Raw genomic sequence first — 21,529 nt, 5'->3', positions numbered from 1 at the left:
AATGCCAAAGTAAAGGCTTTTAGATCACAATTTAGGGGAGTCAGGAATACGGAATACTTCTTATATCGCTTGATTAAATTATATTCTTAAAATGGTAAAAACCCAGATTTCGGACTTGATCCCGTAAAGGTCTGGTTTGTTTTCATTTGAAACGGCTTTAGTTAGACAATGATCACTAAGGAAAAAAGTCAAATACTACCCTAAAGTTCTTTCAAGTTACTACAATTCCAGTGAACCGTTGCACACCGATTTGCACACCGAATTAGGTGTGCACATATGATATCATTTGATATCAAATAAAATGTGTAAAAACAAAAAACACTGAAAATCAATTGATTAACAGTGTTTTTACTACTACCTATTTCTAGGTTCGTCGGGGTGGCAGGATTCGAACCTGCGACCTCCGCGTCCCAAACGCGGCGCGATAACCGGGCTACGCTACACCCCGAAATGGTCATCTATAAAACGTTTTGCTCCTCTCTTTTTTATTTTACGCTCCAAGACCAATGCCTCAGATCGTGATAAAACTTCAATTTGCAAAATTAATTTCCAAGGCGTCCCACTCTTAATAAAAGGAACTACTCCTTGATTATGTCTTTTTAATCTTCTTTCAATATCAGCAGTTTGACCTACGTAATATTTTGAACGTTTCTCGCTAAATAAAATATAAACGAACATATGTACTATCTTTCTTCGGGTGGTCACGCCCAAAGCGTGACGACATCCGCGTCCCAAACGCGGCGCGATAACAATGCCTTGGGCTTTGCAAGCCGGACTAGACCTGCGACGCCATCAGCGTGGTACCCACCGAGAATGGTTAAAACCATCTCAACAATACTACCTTAAAAAAAAAGCGGAGAGACAGGGACTCGAACCCTGGCGACAGTTACCCGTCGACAGATTAGCAATCTGCTCCGTTACCACTCCGGCACCTCTCCAATAATTTTAAAGCTCGCGCATTAAAAATGCGGTTGCAAATGTACTTTTTCATTCATAAGAACGCAACAATTTTTCATTTTTTTTTTACTTGTCATTACTATTTTACCATTTACCCAACTTATCTAATTAAGCCTCAAACATTTCCAAAAATCGACTACTCCGGGTATTCTACCCTTAAATGATAAATATTGACCAGTTTCTGTTTCAAAATTTTCTTTACGGCTTCAATTTCCTTAAAGGTAATATTGGCATTTAAAAACTGATCGGCCTTGATTTGGCCTTCAATAATCTTTTCCACAAATTCATCGATAATTAAAAAAGTTGGATTCTTTAAACTTTTGGAAGCAGCTTCCACAGAGTCTGCCATCATTAAAATGGCGGTTTCCTTAGAAAATGGAATCGGACCAGGATATCTAAAATCCTCTTCATTGACATCTCCTTCCAAAGCCTCCTGCTTTTTGTAAAAATAAAAAACCAAGGAGGTTCCATGATGGGTACGTATAAAATCTATTACACGATCCGGCACCTTATTCTTTCTTGCTATTTCTATACCCTCAATAACATGGTTAATAATGATAGCTGCGGCATCCCTAGGCTCAAGGTCATCATGAGGGTTTACATTGGTAATCTGGTTTTCGGTAAAATAGGTTGGGTTGTTCATTTTTCCTATGTCATGGTACAGTGCCCCTACCCTTACAAGCATGGCATTGGCTCCAATTTCATTCGCCGCTGCTTCGGCCAAATTGGCCACTTGAAGGGAATGATGAAAAGTTCCTGGCGCCTTATTGGATAACTCCTTTAATAATTTGGAGTTGGTATCGGACAATTCCAATAAAGATACATCGGACACCAAACCGAATATTTTCTCATGGATATAAATTAGTGGCTGAACAAACAGGGTAATCATTCCATTTAAGAAAAAATACCCAAAAGCCAACCACTGTATATCTTCCAAGTTCCCCTCATGAATCATATGAAAAGCAAAATAACCGATAATATAAATCAGGGTTATTTGACCCACCGAGATAAATAAATTGGCCCTTTTATATAGTTCTGAAACAGACAAAATGGTAACAATACCCGCCAATGTTTGGAGAAATATATATTCGAAGCTGTTAGGTACCACAAAACCTAAAATCAAAACGGTAAGAACATGTACAAAAAGCCCCATTCTTGCGTCAAAAAAGGTCTTGAGTACCAAGGGCAGAATACATAAGGGAACCACAAAAACATACTCTACATCGTATTTCACCACCATGGTGGTCAAAAATACCATGATGAGAATATTCACAATAATAAAGGTCACTTTTGTATTGTCCCTATAGATTTCCGGGCGATATTTTTTAAGAAAAAGAAAAAACATCATTAAAACCATGGCTACCAATACGGTATAACCGAACAATATAAAATATTGATTATTCTCGCCCCATACTTCCGACTCATACTCCCTTTTCAGGGAATCCAGCACCCTAACATCCTCCTGTTCCACCACTTCCCCCTTGGCAATTATAAGCTTGCCCTCATCCACATTCCCCAACGTATAGGAAATCTTTGAATATTCGGACTCAAGCTCCTTATTGGACAAATCCGCATCAAAACTAACATTGGGCTTTATAAAATTGAAGAACAACTCCTGAAAGGAGGACTCATAAGCCGTTAAATTGGTTTGGGCCAATTTTTTGCCAATAACCTCCTCTACCTCCGATAAGCTGTATACATCATCAAAATTTAACTTAGTGGCTTCATTGTTCTTTACAACGTAAAGACTATTCCTAGTACTCCTACGTTCAATTTTGGAAAGAATACCATTCGCATAAAGCTCCGTCAAAATGTCATTGGCAACCTCTTGAATCCTTTCCAGTTCATTCTGGCTAAAATTGGAGGAATTAAAAACCTTTCCCAGCTCCTTGCTTATTGTGCTATCTACTTCTGCTACTATTTTGGTGTCATAATAATAGTAGTCTATATGATTACTTTCTATTTTCTCCTTTTCCTTAGTAATTTCCTCCTCACCCTTATTGACAGAAAAATCAAAAGGAGCATAAAAATTGTCGTACTGCCAAGGCTTCCCCTTTTGGTATTCATACTTAAATTTTCCGCCACGTGGAAAAAAGAATACAATAAAGAAAACAGCCGAGAAATATAAAAAATACTTATAAACCAGTGATTGGTTTTTATAAAGGCTATCCAAAAAAGTGCGCATACGGAAAGTATATATATTCAAAAATAGAAAAATATAAACGTAAAATGATACTTTACCCAAATAACACTACTTTTGAAAGCCACTTAAAGAATATTCACTACCAGCGCAAGCTTTATTTGAACCGTTACCAACTACTAAAATGCCGATGTAGATTCACAATTAACTTGTAATAATCTCCCGCTGCGTATCCCATTGCACATTAATTTATTAAATTCGCAAATAATAAAAATGAACTTGATGAAAGATGTTGTGATCGTTTCCGCTGTTAGAACACCCATAGGGAGCTTTATGGGAGCATTGTCTACCATTACGGCACCTCAACTTGGCGCTATTGCCATTAAGGGTGCATTGAGCAAAATAGATTTAGACCCTTCCCAGGTGGAGGAAGTTCTAATGGGGAATGTTGTTCAAGCTGGAACCGGTCAGGCGCCAGCTAGACAGGCTGCCATTTTTGCCGGCATTCCCAATACAGTACCCTGTACTACCATCAACAAGGTCTGCGCCTCTGGAATGAAATCGGTGATGATGGCCGCACAGTCCATAGCGTTGGGAGACACCAATATAGTTGTTGCAGGGGGTATGGAAAACATGAGCCTGATACCTCATTACATTCATTTGAGGAGTGGCCAAAAATTTGGGCCTGCCACCCTAATCGATGGTATGCAGAAAGATGGACTTGTTGATGCTTATGACCAACAGGCCATGGGGACGTGTGCGGATGCCTGCGCTATTGAATTCGAATTTAGCAGGGAAGACCAAGATAATTTTGCAATTCAATCCTACAAGAGATCTGCGGATGCCTGGGCCAATGGAAAATTTGCCAATGAAGTAGTACCCGTGGAAGTTCCGCAAAGAAGGGGCGAACCTATTCTGGTAACAGAAGACGAAGAATTTAAAAATGTTAAACTGGATAAAATACCGGGCTTGCGACCTGCATTTTCCAAGGATGGTACAGTAACGGCAGCCAATGCATCAACTATCAATGATGGAGCTGCAGCTTTGGTATTAATGAGCGGTGAAAAAGCAAAAGAACTGGGACTGAAGCCTTTGGCAACTATAAAAAGCTATGCCGATGCGGCACAAGAGCCAAAGTGGTTTACAACCGCCCCGGCAAAAGCCCTTCCAAAAGCATTGACCAAAGCCGGTATCGGGATGGACGATGTTGATTATTTTGAATTTAACGAGGCCTTCTCCGTAGTTGGCCTGGCCAATATGAAAATACTTGGCCTTACAGACAAAAATGTAAATGTAAATGGGGGGGCGGTTTCCCTAGGTCATCCCTTGGGCTGCTCGGGAGCCAGGATCATTATTACATTACTCAACGTACTGGATCAAAACAATGCCAAAATAGGAGCAGCGGCCATTTGTAATGGCGGCGGAGGTGCCTCTGCAATAATTATAGAAAGAAATTAATAATTTCTTGTAAAGCAAGCCCATGCAATACGGTATTTGCCACCTTAGCATTGTCCCTATGCGTTCCGTTGCAGACGACACCAGCGAAATGGTTTCCCAACTTTTATACGGGGAACATTTTAAGGTATTGGACCAAAGAAAAAAATGGAGCAAGATCCGCAATGCTTTCGATAATTTTGAAGGTTGGATCAACAATCAGCAATTCACCCTTATTGACGAGGACCTTTACGAGGAAATGGAAAGTTTGGAATCTACAAGAGTTTCTTCCGAGCTTATTTCCTTTATTGAAACAGAACACCTTATATTGCTCCCTATTGTCCTAGGATCTTGCATCCCAAAAAACTGCCCTTTAAACCACAAATTCGACGGCTCGTTCACCCTTGGCAAACAAGACAAGGACCAACTCCTAAACAAAGCCCTTCTTTATTTAAACGCTCCTTATCTTTGGGGCGGTAAAACCGCTTTTGGAATTGATGGTCCAGGATTTACCCAAATGGCCTATAAAACAAACGGCTATCGTTTGCTCAGGGGAGCCCAACAGCAATCTACCCAAGGGGAGGCCTTAAGTTTTATTGAGGAAAGCGAACCAGGGGATCTAGCCTTTTTCGATAATAATGAGGGTGTTATAGACCACGTTGGGATTATTATGGAGAACAATTATGTTATACATTCCTTTGGCAAGGTCCGAATTGACAGAATAGACCATACAGGGATTTTCAATAATGATACCAACACCTATACCCATAAACTAAGGGTGATTAAAAAAATTATATAAAAAAAAGCCCATCGCTTTGCGATGGGCCTTTTGGTATATTTCTGAATGCTGTTATTACTCTCCGGTAAGCTTTTTAAGGCGCAAGAAGTTTTCATTATCCCCTAAGGCACCATAAATATTCTTCAACTGGGAAAGAATACTTTGATTGTCCGGATTCAATTTCAATGCGTCTTCCAAAATAATGGCACCATCTCGGAACAAACTGTCTTTTTGCTCTTTTAGTTCGTCATACCTAGCGATATCTTTTTTGGAATTTCCAAGTGAATTCATTTCATCTATTAAACCATTACCCTCATTAACATAAGTGGTTGAAAGGTTCAATTGGGCATTCACATACCCTGGATTAATTTCTATAGCCCTTCTATATGCCTTTCTGGCATCTTCAATATTACCTTGTTCCATATTGATTACACCTACATTGTAGAACAGATCGGGATTATCCGGGGCAACTTCCGAAGCCTCCGCCATTAAAGCCTTAAATTTCTCCTTATCGCCCATCTTGTAGTAAAGATTGGCTTCGTTCAAAATTAGGTTTACGTCATTTGGATCTTTTGCCCGGGCATCCTTATAGGCATCCAAGGCCTTGTCATCTTGCCCCAATTGTGTATAGATCAAGGCAATATTCTTAACAATTTCGGTAGTTTTAGAAGGAGTTTTCTCGTCTACCGGATCTTTATAAGCTCCAGATTTCACCATCAACTCTCTTTGTGTTTTCTCCATCTCCTCCACTTCGCCGGTGGACACGTTGGTTGCCTTATAGACCATTCCGCCTCCATCATAACCCAAATCCTTTAACTCATTGTAGTATTTGAGTGCCTTCTCATAATGACCTCCATTTACGGCACTACTGGCCGCATAATATAGATAGACGGTATCCTGAGGGCTCAATTGATAGCCCATATAGAGTTTCCCTGCCGCTTCTTCGTACTTTTTGTTATTGTTATCTTCCACAGCGGAATTGATCAGGTCGGCGGTCATACCGGAAAGTCTTTCCTTGGCATCCGATCCGTATTTGGCCTTACCGCTTTTCTTTTCTACTTCACTCACCTTTTTAAAAGAGGAAATAGCCTCATCAAAAGCCCCCGCGGTACCTTTTTTAGCCAGTTCGGCATAAGCGCTTCCCCTTAAAAAATAATATTGTGCCTGCATTTTTTCATCCGCACTGGCAATTAGCGAAGATGCACCGTCCAATGCTGTTTTTGCCGCCATGGCATCGCCCGATTTTAAAGCCTTATCAGCCTTTTTTATCTCATCCTTTTGAGCAATTCCGACTACCGAAAAAAGCATAGTCGAGAGTATTATAATATTTGTTTTCATTTCAAATTAAATTTACTTATTAGTGTTTACATGTTATTCTTTGGTTTCCGCACTATCATTATCAAGAGCCGTGCCATCTTCTTCGTTGGCATCAACATCCAATGTTTTAATATCATCCAATTCATCCTCATCCTTCATCACTTTAGCTACGGCGGCAATAGAGTCGTTGCCTTTAATATTTATGAGTCGAACTCCCTGTGTAGCCCTACCCATTACCCTTAAATCCTCAACACTCATTCTAATGGCAATGCCCGATTTATTGATAATCATTAAATCATCCGAGTCCGAAACATTTTTGATGGCCACCAAACCACCTGTTTTGTCGGTAATGGAAATGGTCTTCACCCCTTTACCTCCCCTATTGGTGATTCTATAGTCTTCAATACTGGAACGTTTACCGTACCCATTCTCCGATACCACCAATATTTCTTCCTCAAAATTATGCACAGCCACCATGCCGATAACCTCATCCTTTTCATGTGCCAAAGTAATTCCGCGAACACCGGATGCATTCCTACCCATAGGTCTCGTCTTTACCTCCTCGAACCTAATGGCTTTTCCTGACTTAAGCCCAAGGAATATCTGACTAGATCCTGTAGTAAGTTTGGCTTCCAATAGCTCATCGTCCTCACGGATACTGATCGCATTAATACCATTCTGTCTTGGCCTTGAATATTGTTCCAAAGATGTTTTTTTAACGACACCCTTTTTAGTGGCCATAATAACATAATGGCTATTTACATATTCCTCATCCTTTAGATCCTGGGTACAGATAAAGGCTTTCACCATATCATCGTTCTCTATATTGATCAAGTTTTGGATGGCACGCCCTTTGGAAGTTTTGGTTCCCTCTGGAATTTCATATACGCGCATCCAGAAACATTTACCCTTTTGGGTAAAGAACAACATATATTGATGGTTGGTACCTACAAAAAGATGCTCCAAGAAATCTTCATTTCTGGTGGAAGATGCTTTTTGACCAACACCACCCCTGTTCTGTGTCTTGTATTCAGTAAGGGGAGTTCTTTTAATATAACCTGCATGTGAAATGGTAATCACCACTTGTTCATCCGGAATCATATCCTCCATACTAAGGTCGCCACCTGCAAAATTTATTTCCGAACGGCGGTTATCCCCATACTTGTCCTTAACTTCCAGCAGCTCATCCTTAATAATCTGCATCCTACGCTCTTTCTTGGCCAGGATATCCTTCAAATCCGCAATGGTCAAGATTATTTCTTCATATTCCGATCTTAATTTATCCTGCTCCAGTCCAGTCAATTGGCGTAAACGCATTTCAACAATGGCCTTAGCTTGAATTTCACTAAGCTTGAAGCGCTCCATAAGCTTTTCCCTTGCCTCATCGGCATTGGAGGAAGCCCTTATAATTGCAATAACCTCGTCTATATTATCCGAGGCAATTATAAGTCCTTCCAAGATATGGGCCCTGTCTTCGGCCTTCTTCAATTCAAACTCTGTACGCCTTACCACTACTTCATGACGGTGCTCCACAAAATAATGGATCATCTCCTTGACATTCAACAGTTGTGGCCTTCCGTTCACCAAGGCAATATTATTAACACTAAATGAAGACTGTAAGGAAGTATACTTATATAGGGTATTGAGAACGATATTTGGAATAGCATCCCGCTTTAGGATATATACGATACGCATACCGTTCCTATCCGATTCATCCCTAATAGTTGAAATACCGTCGATCTTTTTTTCATTGATCAAATCGGCAGTCTTCTTGATCATGTCCGCCTTGTTGATCTGATACGGAATTTCCGTCACCACTATACTCTCCCTACCCTGAACTTCCTCAAAACTGGCCTTCGCCCTCATAACTACACGACCGCGACCGGTATGGAACGCTTCCTTCACCCCGTCATAGCCATAAATTATACCTCCTGTTGGAAAATCCGGTGCCTTAATATGTGTGATCAGCTCATCGATCTCAATATCATTATTGTCAATATAAGCTACGGTACCGTCCACTACCTCGGAAAGGTTATGGGGCGGCATATTGGTAGCCATACCCACTGCAATACCGGAGGCACCATTGATCAATAAATTAGGTATCCTTGTTGGAAGAACCGTAGGTTCCTGCAAGGAGTCATCAAAATTAAGCTGATGATCTACGGTATCCTTGTCTATATCGGCCAACATATCGTCCGCAATCTTCCGCATACGGGCTTCCGTATAACGCATTGCTGCTGGACTGTCACCATCAACGGAACCAAAGTTACCTTGGCCATCGACCAACATATACCTTAAACTCCATTCCTGGGCCATACGGACCATGGAATCATAAACAGAAGTATCTCCATGCGGATGATACTTACCTAATACTTCCCCGACAATACGCGCGGATTTCTTATGGGCACTATTAGATCTAACACCTAACTCATGCATACCGAACAAAACCCTTCTATGCACTGGCTTTAAACCATCCCTAACATCTGGCAGGGCACGTGACACAATGACCGACATTGAATAATCAATGTAGGCAGATTTCATTTCATCTTCAATGTTAATCGGAATTAATTTTTCTCCTTCTGCCATTTAAAATCTTCTATTTATTTTAGTTAAAAAAGCAGGACAATATACGTAAAATCGACACTATACAAGTACTTAGGACATACTTTTGTAAAGAATTTATTAACACCTACAATATGGGGTTCGGATAACGATTTGATTGTTAATTTTTTTCCAAAAAATGGCTTATTTCGGCAAATCCACTACGTTTAACGAATATTAGGTATAGTATTTGCCATAGATTGGTATAGATTTACTATTTTTAAAGTTGAAAGGATATTTTATGGACGACAATTTTTCCCCTAGAGTAAAAGATGTTATTGCTTACAGTAAGGAAGAGGCCCTCAGATTGGGCCACGACTTTATTGGAACCGAGCATTTAATGCTGGGATTACTGCGGGACGGTAATGGAAAAGCAATAAGCATTTTAGACGCATTGGACGTGGACTTGGATCACTTGAGAAGAAAAGTGGAGATATTAAGTCCCGCCAATCCAAATGCCGGTGCTGCACAAAAGGACAAAAAGAACCTGCACCTGACCAGACAGGCGGAACGTGCGCTGAAAACAACATTTCTCGAAGCTAAATTATTTCAAAGCTCCTCTATCAATACGGCCCATTTGTTACTGTGTATTTTACGTAATGAAAATGACCCAACCACTAAATTATTGCATAAATTAAAGGTGGATTATGATGGAGTAAAAGACCAGTTTAAATCAATGATAACAAGTGATGACGACTATATAGACTCACCTACTTCGGAATCCTTTCCCAGTGATTCCGATGAGCCCAATGAAGAAAAAGAAGGCACTTTTGGATCTTCTAGTACCGGGCAAAAAGGAAGTAAAAAATCGAAAACCCCGGTATTGGACAATTTTGGTCGCGACCTGACCAAAATGGCCGAGGAAAACAAATTGGACCCCGTTGTGGGCCGTGAAAAAGAAATTGAAAGGGTTTCCCAAATTCTAAGCAGAAGAAAAAAGAACAATCCTCTGTTAATAGGAGAACCAGGTGTTGGTAAAAGTGCCATTGCCGAAGGACTTGCCCTTAGGATCATCAACAAAAAAGTTTCCAGAATCCTCTACAACAAAAGGGTGGTAACCTTGGATTTGGCTTCTTTGGTTGCCGGGACCAAATACCGCGGCCAATTTGAGGAGCGAATGAAGGCGGTTATGAACGAACTGGAAAAAAACGACGATGTTATCCTGTTCATCGATGAGATCCACACTATTGTCGGGGCCGGTGGTGCCACAGGCAGTTTGGATGCCTCCAATATGTTTAAGCCGGCTCTTGCCAGAGGTGAAATTCAATGTATTGGAGCCACTACTCTGGATGAGTATAGGCAATACATAGAAAAAGATGGTGCCCTGGAAAGAAGATTCCAGAAGGTTATCGTTGAGCCTACCACTGTTAATGAGACCATTGAGATCTTAAAAAACATCAAAGGCAAATACGAAGACCACCATAACGTAATTTACACCGATGAAGCCATTGTTGCCTGTGTAAACCTAACCAATAGGTATATGACGGACCGATATTTACCGGACAAGGCCATCGATGCCCTGGACGAAGCCGGTTCGCGGGTGCATATCGTAAATATGGATGTTCCCAAACAAATTTTGGAACTGGAGAAGCAATTGGAAGACGTTCGCGATCTTAAAAATACGGTCGTAAAAAAACAAAAATACGAGGAGGCCGCCAAGCTTAGGGACGATGAAAAACGAATAGAAAAAGATTTGGCCATTGCTCAAGAACGATGGGAGGAAGACAGCAAACTTCATAAGGAAACCGTTACAGAAGACAATGTTGCGGACGTAGTTTCCATGATGAGCGGTATACCGGTTAATAGGATTGCACAGACAGAAAGCAACAAATTGGCCGAACTGCCCAAACTTATCAAAAGCAATGTAATTGGTCAGGACGAAGCAGTTGCCAAAGTTGCCAAAGCAATTCAACGTAACAGAGCCGGTCTAAAAGATCCGAACAAACCTATAGGTTCCTTTATATTTTTAGGGCAGACCGGGGTTGGTAAAACACAACTTGCCAAAATATTGGCCAAGGAGCTGTTCGATTCCGAAGACGCCTTGATCCGAGTGGATATGAGCGAGTATATGGAGAAGTTCGCCATATCAAGACTTGTAGGTGCCCCTCCAGGATATGTTGGCTATGAAGAAGGTGGACAGTTGACAGAAAAAGTACGCCGTAAGCCCTATTCGGTAATTTTGTTGGATGAGATTGAAAAAGCACACCCCGATGTGTTCAATATGCTCCTACAAGTACTGGATGATGGTTATTTAACGGATAGCCTTGGAAGAAAGATCGATTTTAGAAATACGATCATTATAATGACCTCCAACATTGGCGCGAGACAACTTAAGGATTTTGGCCAAGGAGTTGGTTTTGGAACTTCGGCAAAAAAGGCCCAGGCAGACACCCATCAAAAAAGTGTTATCGAGAACGCCTTGAAGAAGGCCTTTGCTCCGGAATTCTTAAACAGAATAGATGACGTTGTTGTATTTAATTCTTTGGAACGCGAAGATATCCATAGGATCATCGATATTGAGCTGAACAAATTGTTCCTCAGGATCAAGGAAATTGGGTATGATTTACAGCTATCCGACAAAGCCAAGGATTATATTGCCGAAAAAGGCTTCGATAAACAATACGGAGCTAGGCCGCTTAAAAGAGCCATTCAAAAATATATTGAAGATGCTCTGGCCGAAGAAATCGTAAATTCCAAATTGGAGGAAGGCGATACTATTCACATGGAACTTGATGAAGCCAAGGAAGAACTCACCATTAAGATCAAAAAAGCAGAAAAGTCGTCCAAAACCTAACTTGGACATCACTAATAAACACCAAAAAAGGAGTAGCCAAATGCTACTCCTTTTTTTATTTATCCCTACGTATTTGTAAGAAATGAATCACAGTTAGCCCATTTCCATTCCACATAAACGATTAAAGTGTCTTTAATCTAATAATTTTTATAATAGTTATAGTTAATTCTACATTCGCTGCAGACACACTATATAAATTACGGAGAATGAAAGTCGGACGACCCAAGAAGACTATTATCGTACGAGAATATCAACTGGACATTGGAAAAGTACAGGTATTTGACGATTACATGGTTTCTATTTTTGACGAAGGAAGCACCATAACCAAAGAAAGAGTATTTCAAATAATTGGTATAATGGAAATACATTTCAGAAATAAAAACTTCGGTTACATAAGTTTAAGAAAGAATTCGTACGCCATTGATCCAATGGTATACAATCAAATTAGGGAAATAGAAAATATTAAGGCATTTGCAGTAGTCTCCATAAAGGAAATAGACATGCACAATTTTAATATCGAAAAACTATTTTACAAAAAACCTATGAAATTCTTCATTGATCAGGACAATGCCCTGATGTGGATCAAAAGGCGGGTAAGAACTTCCAATGCAGAGTAATGGCATGCCATTACTCTCTTTCTGCAGGGGGAGCATCGGGTTCGGCTACTTGAAAAAGGTCTAGATAGGCCTTGCCAATGTTATCTAGAATACCACTGGCGATCAAGGCTTGAAAACCACATTCCTCCACAGCAATGTCAGCAGCCCTCCCATGAATGTACACCCCAAAAATAGCCGCATTCATTGGGGAATAGCCCTGAGCCAGCAAGCCTGTGATCACCCCTGTTAACACATCCCCACTACCCCCAGTGGCCATGCCCGGATTTCCAGAGGTATTAACATAGCCCATATCCTTATAAATTGTAATGGTGTTTGCCCCTTTTATAACTAAAATGCAATCGTATTTTTCAGAGAACTGCTTTGCTTTTTTTAACTTATCAAAGTCATCGGTCCATTTACCTATAATGCGCTCCAACTCCTTTGGGTGTGGGGTCAAAACGGTCTGGGGAGGCATTTTTTTAAATAAGTCGCGATTTTTGGAAAGAATGTTCAATCCGTCGGCATCAATGACCAAAGGCAGTTTATTCCCCTTCATAAATTCTGAAAATGCCTTAACAGTAGCCACAGTTGTCCCCATTCCAACACCGATACCAATCGCACTAGGAACCAAGCCGAAATCAATTTTGGAAATTTCCAGTTCTTCTTTATCGGTAATTACCATGGCTTCCGGCAGTGCCGTTTGCAAAGGCAAATACCCACACCGGGGAACATAGGTCGTAACCAATCCGCTCCCTGCCAACATACTTCCCTTGGCTGCCAATACAACGGCCCCTATCTTTCCGTAACTTCCTCCAATGATCAAGGAATGTCCATAGGTGCCTTTATGTGAAAACCTCTCTCTTGGAATATATAAGGACAATACCTCGTTCTTGCCTATCAGCTCATATTGCGGTTTCAAACCGAACAAAAACTCCTGGTCCAAACCAATATCCAGAACCTCCCAATGATCTATATATTTACCCGTTTCAGGAAGAAAAAAAACAAGTTTCGGTACTTGAAAAGTAAGCACATAATTCGCTTTTATAACACCTTCCGTATGGGTGAGACCCGCTTCCATGAAAAGTCCGGAAGGCATGTCTATGGCCAAAATAAAAGCATTTGAATTATTAAGGTGCTCCATTAAACCGATCACCCAGTCATCGGGCACCCTATTGAGTCCTATGCCAAAAATGGCATCCACAACTATATCCTCTTTGCCTATTGAGGGAAATTCAGATTGTTCACTTAGAAAGTCGGGCCAAACACCTTTCTCCTTTAATCGATCCAGATTAATTAAAAAATCCTTAGATCGGTGTTCGCTATAGTTAACAACAAAGACCTCTATATTATAACCGTGATCCTGCAAATGTCTGGCAAGAACAAGTCCATCCCCTCCATTATTGCCGATACCGCAAAACAAATGGATTTTTGTCTGGGCGCCCTGCATTCTGGAATGCATCCAATTAAAAACCTGGATTGCAGCCCGTTCCATAAGCTGCCCACTGGTAATTTTATGCTTATTTATTGTGAATTTATCAGCTTCGTATATCTGTTTTGCATTAAAAATCTTCATTCAATAAGAATATTTAGTAAAAATTGTTGATTTAGTAAAAATCCGTCAAAACATTTGATTGGGCAATCAAAAATACTACATTTGGTTCTTTATTCTTGTGATGACATATAACAATACGGACAATAAACTACTTAATACACCATTTATAGATGGTTGCATTGCCATTACCGTTATCAGCACCACTACCCCTTTGGGGTAAGCTACTACATATACGTCTGTTAAACAATTTTATCAAAATTCAATTTTCCTTACTTAATACCTTTGAACCATGAAAGTTCTAAAATTCGGTGGCACTTCAGTGGCCAACGCCAATAATATAAGATTAGTAAAAAATATTATCGCCGATCTTGGGTCCAACAAAACCATCGTAGTAGTTTCAGCTCTTGGCGGAATAACAGATCTTCTTTTAAAGACAGCAGCCCTGGCCTCGGCACAGGAACAAGCCTATAAAACCATATTAAAGGAAATAGAGGACAGACACCTCCTGACCATTAAAGAGCTTATTCCCATTCATTCCCAAAGTAAAGTGCTTAGTAAAGTTAAGAGTGAGCTCAATACGCTGGAAACACTTTTGGAAGGAGCCTATTTAATAGGGGAGATTACACCTAAATTATCGGACAAAATCGTTAGCTACGGAGAGTTGCTGTCTTCCTATATAATAAACGAATATTTTATTGTTGAAGGTATAGATACCGTACATGCCGATAGCCGACAACTTATAAAAACAAATTCCAGTTTTGGGAAAGCGGCCGTTAACTTTGATCTGACGAACAAGAATATTATTGACTACTCCTCCCAATGCAATAATTCCATAATTATTATGGGAGGTTTTATTGCTTCGGCCGTAAATGGCGATTCCACCACCTTGGGGCGTGGAGGATCGGACTATACGGCTGCTATTGTTGCAAATGCCATAAATGCGGAAATTCTGGAAATATGGACGGACGTAAGCGGCATGTATACCGCCAACCCCAAAATAGTAAAACAGGCTATGGCCATTCCGCATATATCTTATGAAGAGGCCATGGAACTATCGCATTTTGGGGCGAAGGTTCTTTATCCGCCCACGATCCAACCGGTACTGACCAAAGGTATTTCCATAGTTATAAAAAACACCTTTGACCCAGAAGCCCCAGGTACTTTAATTACCAAGAACAAAAATGGACAAGGTAAAACTGTGCGGGGAATAAGCCATGTAGAAAATATTGCCCTTGTTTCCCTTGAAGGTCCAGGTATGGTGGGAATTACAGGTATATCAAAACGCTTTTTCGAAGTACTTTCAACTGCTGGTATCAGTGTTGTAATGATTACCCAAGCGTCTTCCGAACATTCCATCTGCATAGGAATAGACAATCAGGACGCTGACCATGCGGTTCAAGTTATCAATGATGCATTTGATATTGAAATCTCCCTTGGAAAAATAAAACCGGTGGCGGCAGAGAAAGATTTGGCCATCATTGCCCTAGTCGGCGACAACATGAAAAGCCACCAAGGTCTCAGCGGAAAAATGTTCAGTACCCTAGGTAAGAACAACGTTAATATCCGTGCCATAGCGCAAGGCGCTTCCGAAAGGAACATATCTGCCGTAATCCTTAAGGAGGATGTAAAAAAGGCACTCAATACTTTACACGAAGAATTTTTTGAAGAAAATGTAAAGCAGTTAAACCTCTTTGTTATGGGCGTTGGTAATGTAGGTGCAAAGTTCTTACACCAGATACAATCACAAAAGAAATATTTGAAGGAAAAACTAAAACTGAACATCCGCGTTATCGGCATGTCCAATTCGAGGACTATGATTTTTGATGAAGATGGCATTGCCCTTAAAAACTGGGAAGAATTACTGGGCAAGGGAGAAAAGACCAATCTAGAGCTATTCTTCGAGAAGGTAAAAAAACTCAATTACAGAAATAGTATTTTTGTAGACAATACCGCCAGTCAGACAGTCTCGGAAACCTATAACTCATATTTAAGGAATAGCATATCCGTTGTTACCTGTAATAAAATAGCCTGTTCATCCGCCTACGACAATTATCAGGAGTTAAAGGACCTGGCAAGACAGTACAATGCGCCTTTTCTTTTTGAAACAAATGTAGGTGCCGGACTGCCTATTATAGACACCTTAAAGCACCTAGTGGCCTCAGGTGACAAAGTGTTGAAAATTCAAGCGGTACTTTCTGGAAGTTTAAATTTTGTATTCAACAATTTTAACGATAACACTACCTTTCATGATATTGTGAAGCAAGCCCAAGTGGAAGGCTATACCGAGCCCGACCCCAAAATTGATCTAAGCGGGGTGGACGTTATGCGCAAAATATTGATCTTGGCAAGGGAAAGTGGTAATGTACTAAATATAGAGGATATCCAAAACAACCCTTTCTTGCCCAAAGAGAGCTTGGAAACAACCAACAATGAAGATTTCTTCAAGACCTTGACGAAGCATGAGGCATCATTTCAAGAAATGTACAAGAAGGCCATAGACGAAGATAGCAAATTGAAATATGTTGCACAGTTCGAAAACGGCAAAGCCAGTGTAGGCTTACAGCGCATCCCCAAGGGACATGATTTTTATAATTTGGAAGGGAGTGACAATATTGTATTGTTCTACACAGAGCGCTACCCAAACCAACCAATGATTATTAAAGGAGCCGGGGCCGGGGCAGATGTTACTGCCTCTGGAATTTTTGCAGATATTATACGTATCGGTAATTTTTAAAGAAACCTGGCACACGTGAAATTTATTTGATTAAAAATGAAAACTAACGAAATTAGAATTTTCTGTCCAGCTACCATCGCCAATATTTCTTGCGGCTTTGATGTTCTGGGACTTGCCCTCGATTCGGTAGGCGATGAGATGGTGGTAAGGAGAACCGATGAAAAAGGAATAAAGATCACCAAGCTCACAGGACAGGATCTACCAACCGAAATCCTACAAAATGTTGCTGGTGTTGCCGGTTTGGCCTTGCTGGCGGAAAGTGATCATGTTGGCGGATTTGAAATTGAGATTTACAAGAAAATAAAGGCCGGCAGCGGCATAGGAAGTAGTGCTGCCAGTTCCACAGGGGCAGTATGGGCCATGAACCAACTATTGGGCAGCCCCTTTAGCAATCTAGAGTTGGTGAAATTTGCCATGGAAGGAGAGCGATTGGCGAGCGGGGTCGCCCATGCGGACAATGTAGCCCCCGCCCTATTTGGTGGGTTCACCTTGGTGCGCAGTTACCAACCTTTGGATATCGTAAAGATACCGACTCCTCCAGAGCTATACGCAACGGTAATTCACCCGCAAATAGAAGTAAGGACTTCAGACTCCAGAAGAATACTAAAAACATCCATTTCCCTAGAAGACGGAATTAAACAATGGGGAAATGTAGGCGGACTAATTGCCGGGCTATTTACCAATGACTACGACCTAATAGGTAGATCCTTGATAGACCACATTATAGAGCCCATTAGATCCATTCTTATTCCCGGATTCGACAAAGTCAAGGAAGATGCCATAGCAGCAGGCGCCTTGGGCTGTGGAATTTCAGGTTCAGGACCTTCAATATTTGCATTGAGCAAGGGTAAGGAAAATGCTCTTGAAGTGGCCCAAGCCATGAAAAAGGTATACGAAAAAATAGGGGTGGATTATGACGTTCATGTTTCCAAAATAAATACGCAAGGGATTAAAATTCTAGAAGGTTAATACTATATGCCGTTAGCGGCATTTAAATTTGAACCCAAAAACTACAACTCATTCTAACATTAATAAAAATGAACTTTTATAGCCTAAACCAACAAGCTCCCAATGTATCCTTCAAAGATGCAGTTATAAAAGGAATTGCCCCTGATCGTGGGTTATATTTCCCTGAAATGATCGAAGCGCTTCCAAAGGATTTTTTTAACAATATAGAAGATTACACCAATCATGAAATTGCCTTCCTGGCCATACAACAATTTGTAGGCAAGGATATTCCAGAACCGGCGCTAAAAGAAATTCTTGCAGATGTTTTGGATTTTGATTTTCCCCTTGTGGAAATTGGGGACAAGGTGGCAGCATTGGAACTTTTTCATGGCCCAACACTGGCCTTTAAAGATGTGGGTGCGAGATTTATGGCGAGATGTCTTGGTTATTTTTCAACCGGGACCACCCAAGACGTAACAGTATTGGTGGCGACATCAGGAGATACCGGAGGTGCAGTGGCAAATGGATTTCTTGGTGTTGACGGGGTTAAGGTTGTTATTCTATATCCTAGTGGAAAGGTCAGCGATATTCAAGAAAAACAGCTGACCACCTTGGGCAAAAACATTACCGCCCTGGAAGTTGAAGGCACTTTTGACGTCTGCCAAAATATGGTAAAGACAGCTTTCCTGGACGAAGACTTGATCCAAAACAAGCAACTGACCTCGGCCAATAGTATCAATGTGGCCAGATGGCTCCCCCAGATGTTTTATTTCCTGTTCGCATACAAGGAGATGAAATCCAAGGGAAAGGATATTGTATTTTCCGTTCCTAGCGGAAATTTTGGAAACATTTGTGCCGGTATCATGGCACAAAAATTGGGAATGCCGTGCAAACATTTTATTGCTTCTACGAATGTAAACGACGTTGTACCAAGATACATGAAAACGGGCGCATATGACCCAAAAGCTTCCATTGCCACCATTTCCAATGCCATGGATGTAGGTGACCCCAGTAATTTTATCAGAATAAGACATTTGTACAAGGATAATTTTGAGGAGCTGTCCAAGAACCTTTCTTCCTATTCCTTTACGGATGACGAGACCAGGGAAGCCATGTTGGAATTATACAATGACTACACCTATGTTGCCGATCCACATGGGGCTGTTGGTTATTTAGGCCTTAAGAAACACCAACAAGCCCATCCGGACACCTATGGTATCTTTCTGGAAACCGCACACCCAGTGAAGTTTTTGGATGTTGTAGAGGATACTATCCGTGAAAATATCGATTTGCCGAAGAGCATCGTAAAAGTAATGGACAAAAAGAAAAAGTCGATTAAAATCTCCCAATACGACCAATTAAAAGCTTATCTATTGGGTAAATAAATCTATCTAGTTAAAGATTTTTTTGCATTTGGCCAATGCCGAAGCAATTACTTGATGCATATCATAGTATTTATACTCGGCCAGTCTTCCTCCAAAAATAATATCGTCCTTTTGGGACAGGGTTTTGTACTTGGAATAAATTTCATTGTTCCTTACATCATTGATAGGATAGTAAGGCTCTTTATTGCCCGACCATTCCGTTGGATATTCCTTGGTTATTACGGTCTTTTTTTGCGTTCCAAATTCAAAATGCTTATGTTCCAAAATACGTGTATATGGAATTTCTGAAGCTGTATAATTTACGACTGCATTGCCTTGGTAATTTTCAATATCCAAGGTTTCGTGCTTAAAATCCAAACTCCTGTATTCCAGTTTACCATAGCGGTAATCGTAAAATTCATCAATCTTACCGGTAAAAACCACTTGATCTGCCAATGACATTAGTTCCGTCTTATCCTTAAAAAAGTCTACTTCCAACCGTGTTTCAATTCCATCCAACAAGCCATTCACCAACTTGTTGTATCCGCCAATGGGGATACCTTGGTATTTATCATTGAAGTAATTATTATCGAAGGTAAATCGCAATGGCAACCTTTTAATAATAAATGCCGGCAACTCGGTCGCCTTTCTACCCCATTGCTTTTCCGTATATCCTTTAATCAACTTTTCGTATATATCCTTGCCCACCAATGTCAAGGCCTGCTCTTCCAAGTTTTTTGGACTGTCTACCCCTACTTCGCTAACCTGTTCTGCAATAACCAACTTGGCCTCCTCGGGCGTCTGTACCTTCCACAATTGATAAAAGGTGTTCATATTGAAGGGCAAATTAAAAAGTTCACCCTTGTAATTTGCTACGGGCGAATTGGTATACCTATTAAATTCTACAAATCCATTTACATAATCCCAAATTGCTTTGTCGTTGGTATGAAAAATATGGGCTCCGTACTTATGGACATTTATACCCTCCACTTCCTCACAATAAACATTGCCCCCCAAATGTGGGCGTTTATCAATTACCAAGCATTTTTTACCCTTCTTTTTGGCCTCATGGGCAAAAACAGCACCAAAAAGTCCAGCTCCCACAACTAGGTAATCGTATTTCATTTTAACGTAATTAGAGCGAATTGCATTTGTAAGGAAGTAAAACTAATGTATATTATCACGTTTTTGAATTGAAATCAAAAAAAAATTCCGCTTTACTATAACATGGTTATATTTGCATAGCTTATATAACCGACCTGTAATGACCAATTTGTATTATATCTCCCGAAATTACAAAGCTACCAATAGCGCGGCCTCCAAGCCAAAAACCGATTGTGAGCGGATCCTGGACACCATGGGCTTTAGGAATTTAGGTTTTAAACAGACCACTTATGCCAGTTCTGCCATAGGTGCGATAGTAAGTTTTTTTGGAATAACCAAAGGGCTAATCCGTTTGCCCAAAAATTCCACTTTGGCCATCCAATACCCGTTGAGCAAATATTTTAAATATATCACTACCATAGCCGGTATAAAAAAATGTAAAATCGTACTGATCATTCATGATGTTAAATACCTCATGGGAAAAAACAGGGACATTGCCCGGGAAATGAAAAAATTCTCCTGTGCCGATGTAATTATTGTTCATAACGACAACATGAAAAAATGGTTCGAACAACAAGGGGCCACTGCCAAATTGATACCCTTGTACATGTTCGATTATTTGGACGACAACAATGACTATACTGCACCGGAGCTTTCCAATAATGGCTTATTCGATGTGGTTTTCGCCGGTGGCTTGGGAATTGCAAAAAGTGCCTTTATTTATAAATTGGACGCCTTAAAAAACAATAGTTTCCATTTAAAATTATATGGTAGCGGTTTTATCAAAAACGATGTGGACCCAGCCAACACCATCATAAGTTTTGAGGGCATGTTTTCCCCGGATGACGTTGCCAAACACATAAGGGGTTCCTTCGGCTTGGTCTGGAACGGAAATTCCATAGACGAATGTGCAGGCCATTTTGGACAATACCTTTTATATAACAATCCCCACAAGACATCTCTATACTTGCTCTGTGGCCTTCCAATAATTATCTGGGATAAGGCGGCCATTGCCGCCGTCATAAAAGAACGCCAGTTGGGCATTTGCATTTCCTCCCTGGAGGAATTGGACGGAAAATTAAAAACCCTATCCAATGGGGACTACCAAAAAATGGTAAAAAATGTAGCCGAAGTTAGGGAACAGATTATTTCCGGTGGATTTTTAAAAGTGGCTATGGAGAAGGCACTCTTAGAACTTTCCTAGTTCCTG

Annotated in this window: 15 protein-coding genes and 2 tRNA genes; 9 read left to right on the top strand and 8 right to left on the bottom strand. The window is 40.6% G+C overall.

Translation table 11 applies throughout. The features are described from left to right. Window positions 1–373 precede the first annotated feature (373 nt). The 4 genes from QSE00_RS06945 to QSE00_RS06930 form a co-directional block, all read right to left on the bottom strand. Window positions 374–448, bottom strand: a tRNA-Pro gene (locus tag QSE00_RS06945). Then, window positions 439–678, bottom strand: a complete 240-nt coding sequence (locus QSE00_RS06940) for a GIY-YIG nuclease family protein (protein WP_286105416.1) — start codon at window positions 676–678, stop codon at window positions 439–441. Before QSE00_RS06940 ends, QSE00_RS06945 begins: the two co-directional genes overlap by 10 nt. A 176-nt stretch (window positions 679–854) precedes the next feature. Next, window positions 855–938, bottom strand: a tRNA-Ser gene (locus QSE00_RS06935). Between the two features lie 155 nt (window positions 939–1,093). Next, complete coding sequence (locus tag QSE00_RS06930; protein ID WP_286105415.1) at window positions 1,094–3,142, bottom strand: HD family phosphohydrolase; 2,049 nt, start codon at window positions 3,140–3,142, stop codon at window positions 1,094–1,096. 237 nt (window positions 3,143–3,379) lie between these two features. Here QSE00_RS06930 and QSE00_RS06925 point away from each other — a divergent pair, with 237 nt between their 5' ends. Both QSE00_RS06925 and QSE00_RS06920 read left to right on the top strand, forming a co-directional pair. Next, on the top strand, window positions 3,380–4,555 hold the full coding sequence (locus tag QSE00_RS06925) for an acetyl-CoA C-acyltransferase (RefSeq protein ID WP_110358310.1): 1,176 nt from the start codon (window positions 3,380–3,382) through the stop codon (window positions 4,553–4,555). 22 nt (window positions 4,556–4,577) lie between these two features. Then, window positions 4,578–5,330, top strand: a complete 753-nt coding sequence (locus tag QSE00_RS06920) for a C40 family peptidase (protein WP_286105414.1) — start codon at window positions 4,578–4,580, stop codon at window positions 5,328–5,330. Between the two features lie 54 nt (window positions 5,331–5,384). On the opposite strand, the gene QSE00_RS06915 is transcribed toward QSE00_RS06920, so the two are convergent. Both QSE00_RS06915 and gyrA read right to left on the bottom strand, forming a co-directional pair. Then, on the bottom strand, window positions 5,385–6,647 hold the full coding sequence (locus QSE00_RS06915; RefSeq protein WP_110358271.1) for a tetratricopeptide repeat protein: 1,263 nt from the start codon (window positions 6,645–6,647) through the stop codon (window positions 5,385–5,387). 33 nt (window positions 6,648–6,680) lie between these two features. Continuing rightward, window positions 6,681–9,212, bottom strand: coding sequence for a DNA gyrase subunit A (gene gyrA, locus QSE00_RS06910; protein WP_110358272.1), 2,532 nt, complete (start codon window positions 9,210–9,212; stop codon window positions 6,681–6,683). A gap of 256 nt (window positions 9,213–9,468) precedes the next feature. Here gyrA and QSE00_RS06905 point away from each other — a divergent pair, with 256 nt between their 5' ends. Further along, window positions 9,469–12,021: an ATP-dependent Clp protease ATP-binding subunit gene (locus tag QSE00_RS06905; protein WP_110358273.1), complete on the top strand. Its 2,553-nt coding sequence runs from the start codon at window positions 9,469–9,471 to the stop codon at window positions 12,019–12,021. A gap of 206 nt (window positions 12,022–12,227) precedes the next feature. Beyond that, the gene (locus tag QSE00_RS06900) at window positions 12,228–12,638 is read left to right on the top strand and encodes an STAS/SEC14 domain-containing protein (protein ID WP_110358274.1); all 411 of its coding nucleotides are present in this window, start codon (window positions 12,228–12,230) and stop codon (window positions 12,636–12,638) included. Window positions 12,639–12,648: 10 nt separating this feature from the next. Here QSE00_RS06900 and QSE00_RS06895 read toward each other — a convergent pair whose 3' ends face one another. Further along, a complete protein-coding gene (locus QSE00_RS06895; RefSeq protein ID WP_286105413.1) occupies window positions 12,649–14,190 on the bottom strand; it encodes an NAD(P)H-hydrate dehydratase in 1,542 nt (513 codons plus the stop codon). Between the two features lie 58 nt (window positions 14,191–14,248). Here QSE00_RS06895 and QSE00_RS06890 point away from each other — a divergent pair, with 58 nt between their 5' ends. The 4 genes from QSE00_RS06890 to thrC all read left to right on the top strand — a co-directional run bounded on the left by QSE00_RS06890 (window position 14,249) and on the right by thrC (window position 19,236). Further along, window positions 14,249–14,389, top strand: a complete 141-nt coding sequence (locus tag QSE00_RS06890; protein WP_181422964.1) for a hypothetical protein — start codon at window positions 14,249–14,251, stop codon at window positions 14,387–14,389. 69 nt (window positions 14,390–14,458) lie between these two features. Further along, window positions 14,459–16,903 (top strand): bifunctional aspartate kinase/homoserine dehydrogenase I, encoded by a 2,445-nt coding sequence (gene thrA, locus QSE00_RS06885; protein ID WP_110358276.1) that lies wholly within the window; start codon window positions 14,459–14,461, stop codon window positions 16,901–16,903. Between the two features lie 36 nt (window positions 16,904–16,939). Further along, entirely contained in the window at window positions 16,940–17,872 is a 933-nt protein-coding gene (locus tag QSE00_RS06880) for a homoserine kinase (protein ID WP_286105412.1), read from the top strand. 68 nt (window positions 17,873–17,940) lie between these two features. After that, window positions 17,941–19,236 (top strand): threonine synthase, encoded by a 1,296-nt coding sequence (gene thrC / locus QSE00_RS06875; protein WP_286105411.1) that lies wholly within the window; start codon window positions 17,941–17,943, stop codon window positions 19,234–19,236. A 6-nt stretch (window positions 19,237–19,242) separates the two neighbouring features. On the opposite strand, the gene glf is transcribed toward thrC, so the two are convergent. Next, window positions 19,243–20,340, bottom strand: a complete 1,098-nt coding sequence (glf, locus tag QSE00_RS06870; RefSeq protein ID WP_110358279.1) for a UDP-galactopyranose mutase — start codon at window positions 20,338–20,340, stop codon at window positions 19,243–19,245. A 139-nt stretch (window positions 20,341–20,479) separates the two neighbouring features. On the opposite strand from glf, the gene QSE00_RS06865 reads away from it, so the two are divergent. Continuing rightward, complete coding sequence (locus tag QSE00_RS06865) at window positions 20,480–21,523, top strand: beta-1,6-galactofuranosyltransferase (protein WP_286105410.1); 1,044 nt, start codon at window positions 20,480–20,482, stop codon at window positions 21,521–21,523. The last annotated feature ends 6 nt before the right edge of the window (window positions 21,524–21,529 follow it).

It is taken from the genome of Arenibacter flavimaris (genome assembly GCF_030291335.1).
Taxonomy (GTDB): Bacteria; Bacteroidota; Bacteroidia; order Flavobacteriales; family Flavobacteriaceae; genus Arenibacter.
This window is presented reverse-complemented; position numbering and strand designations above follow the sequence as displayed.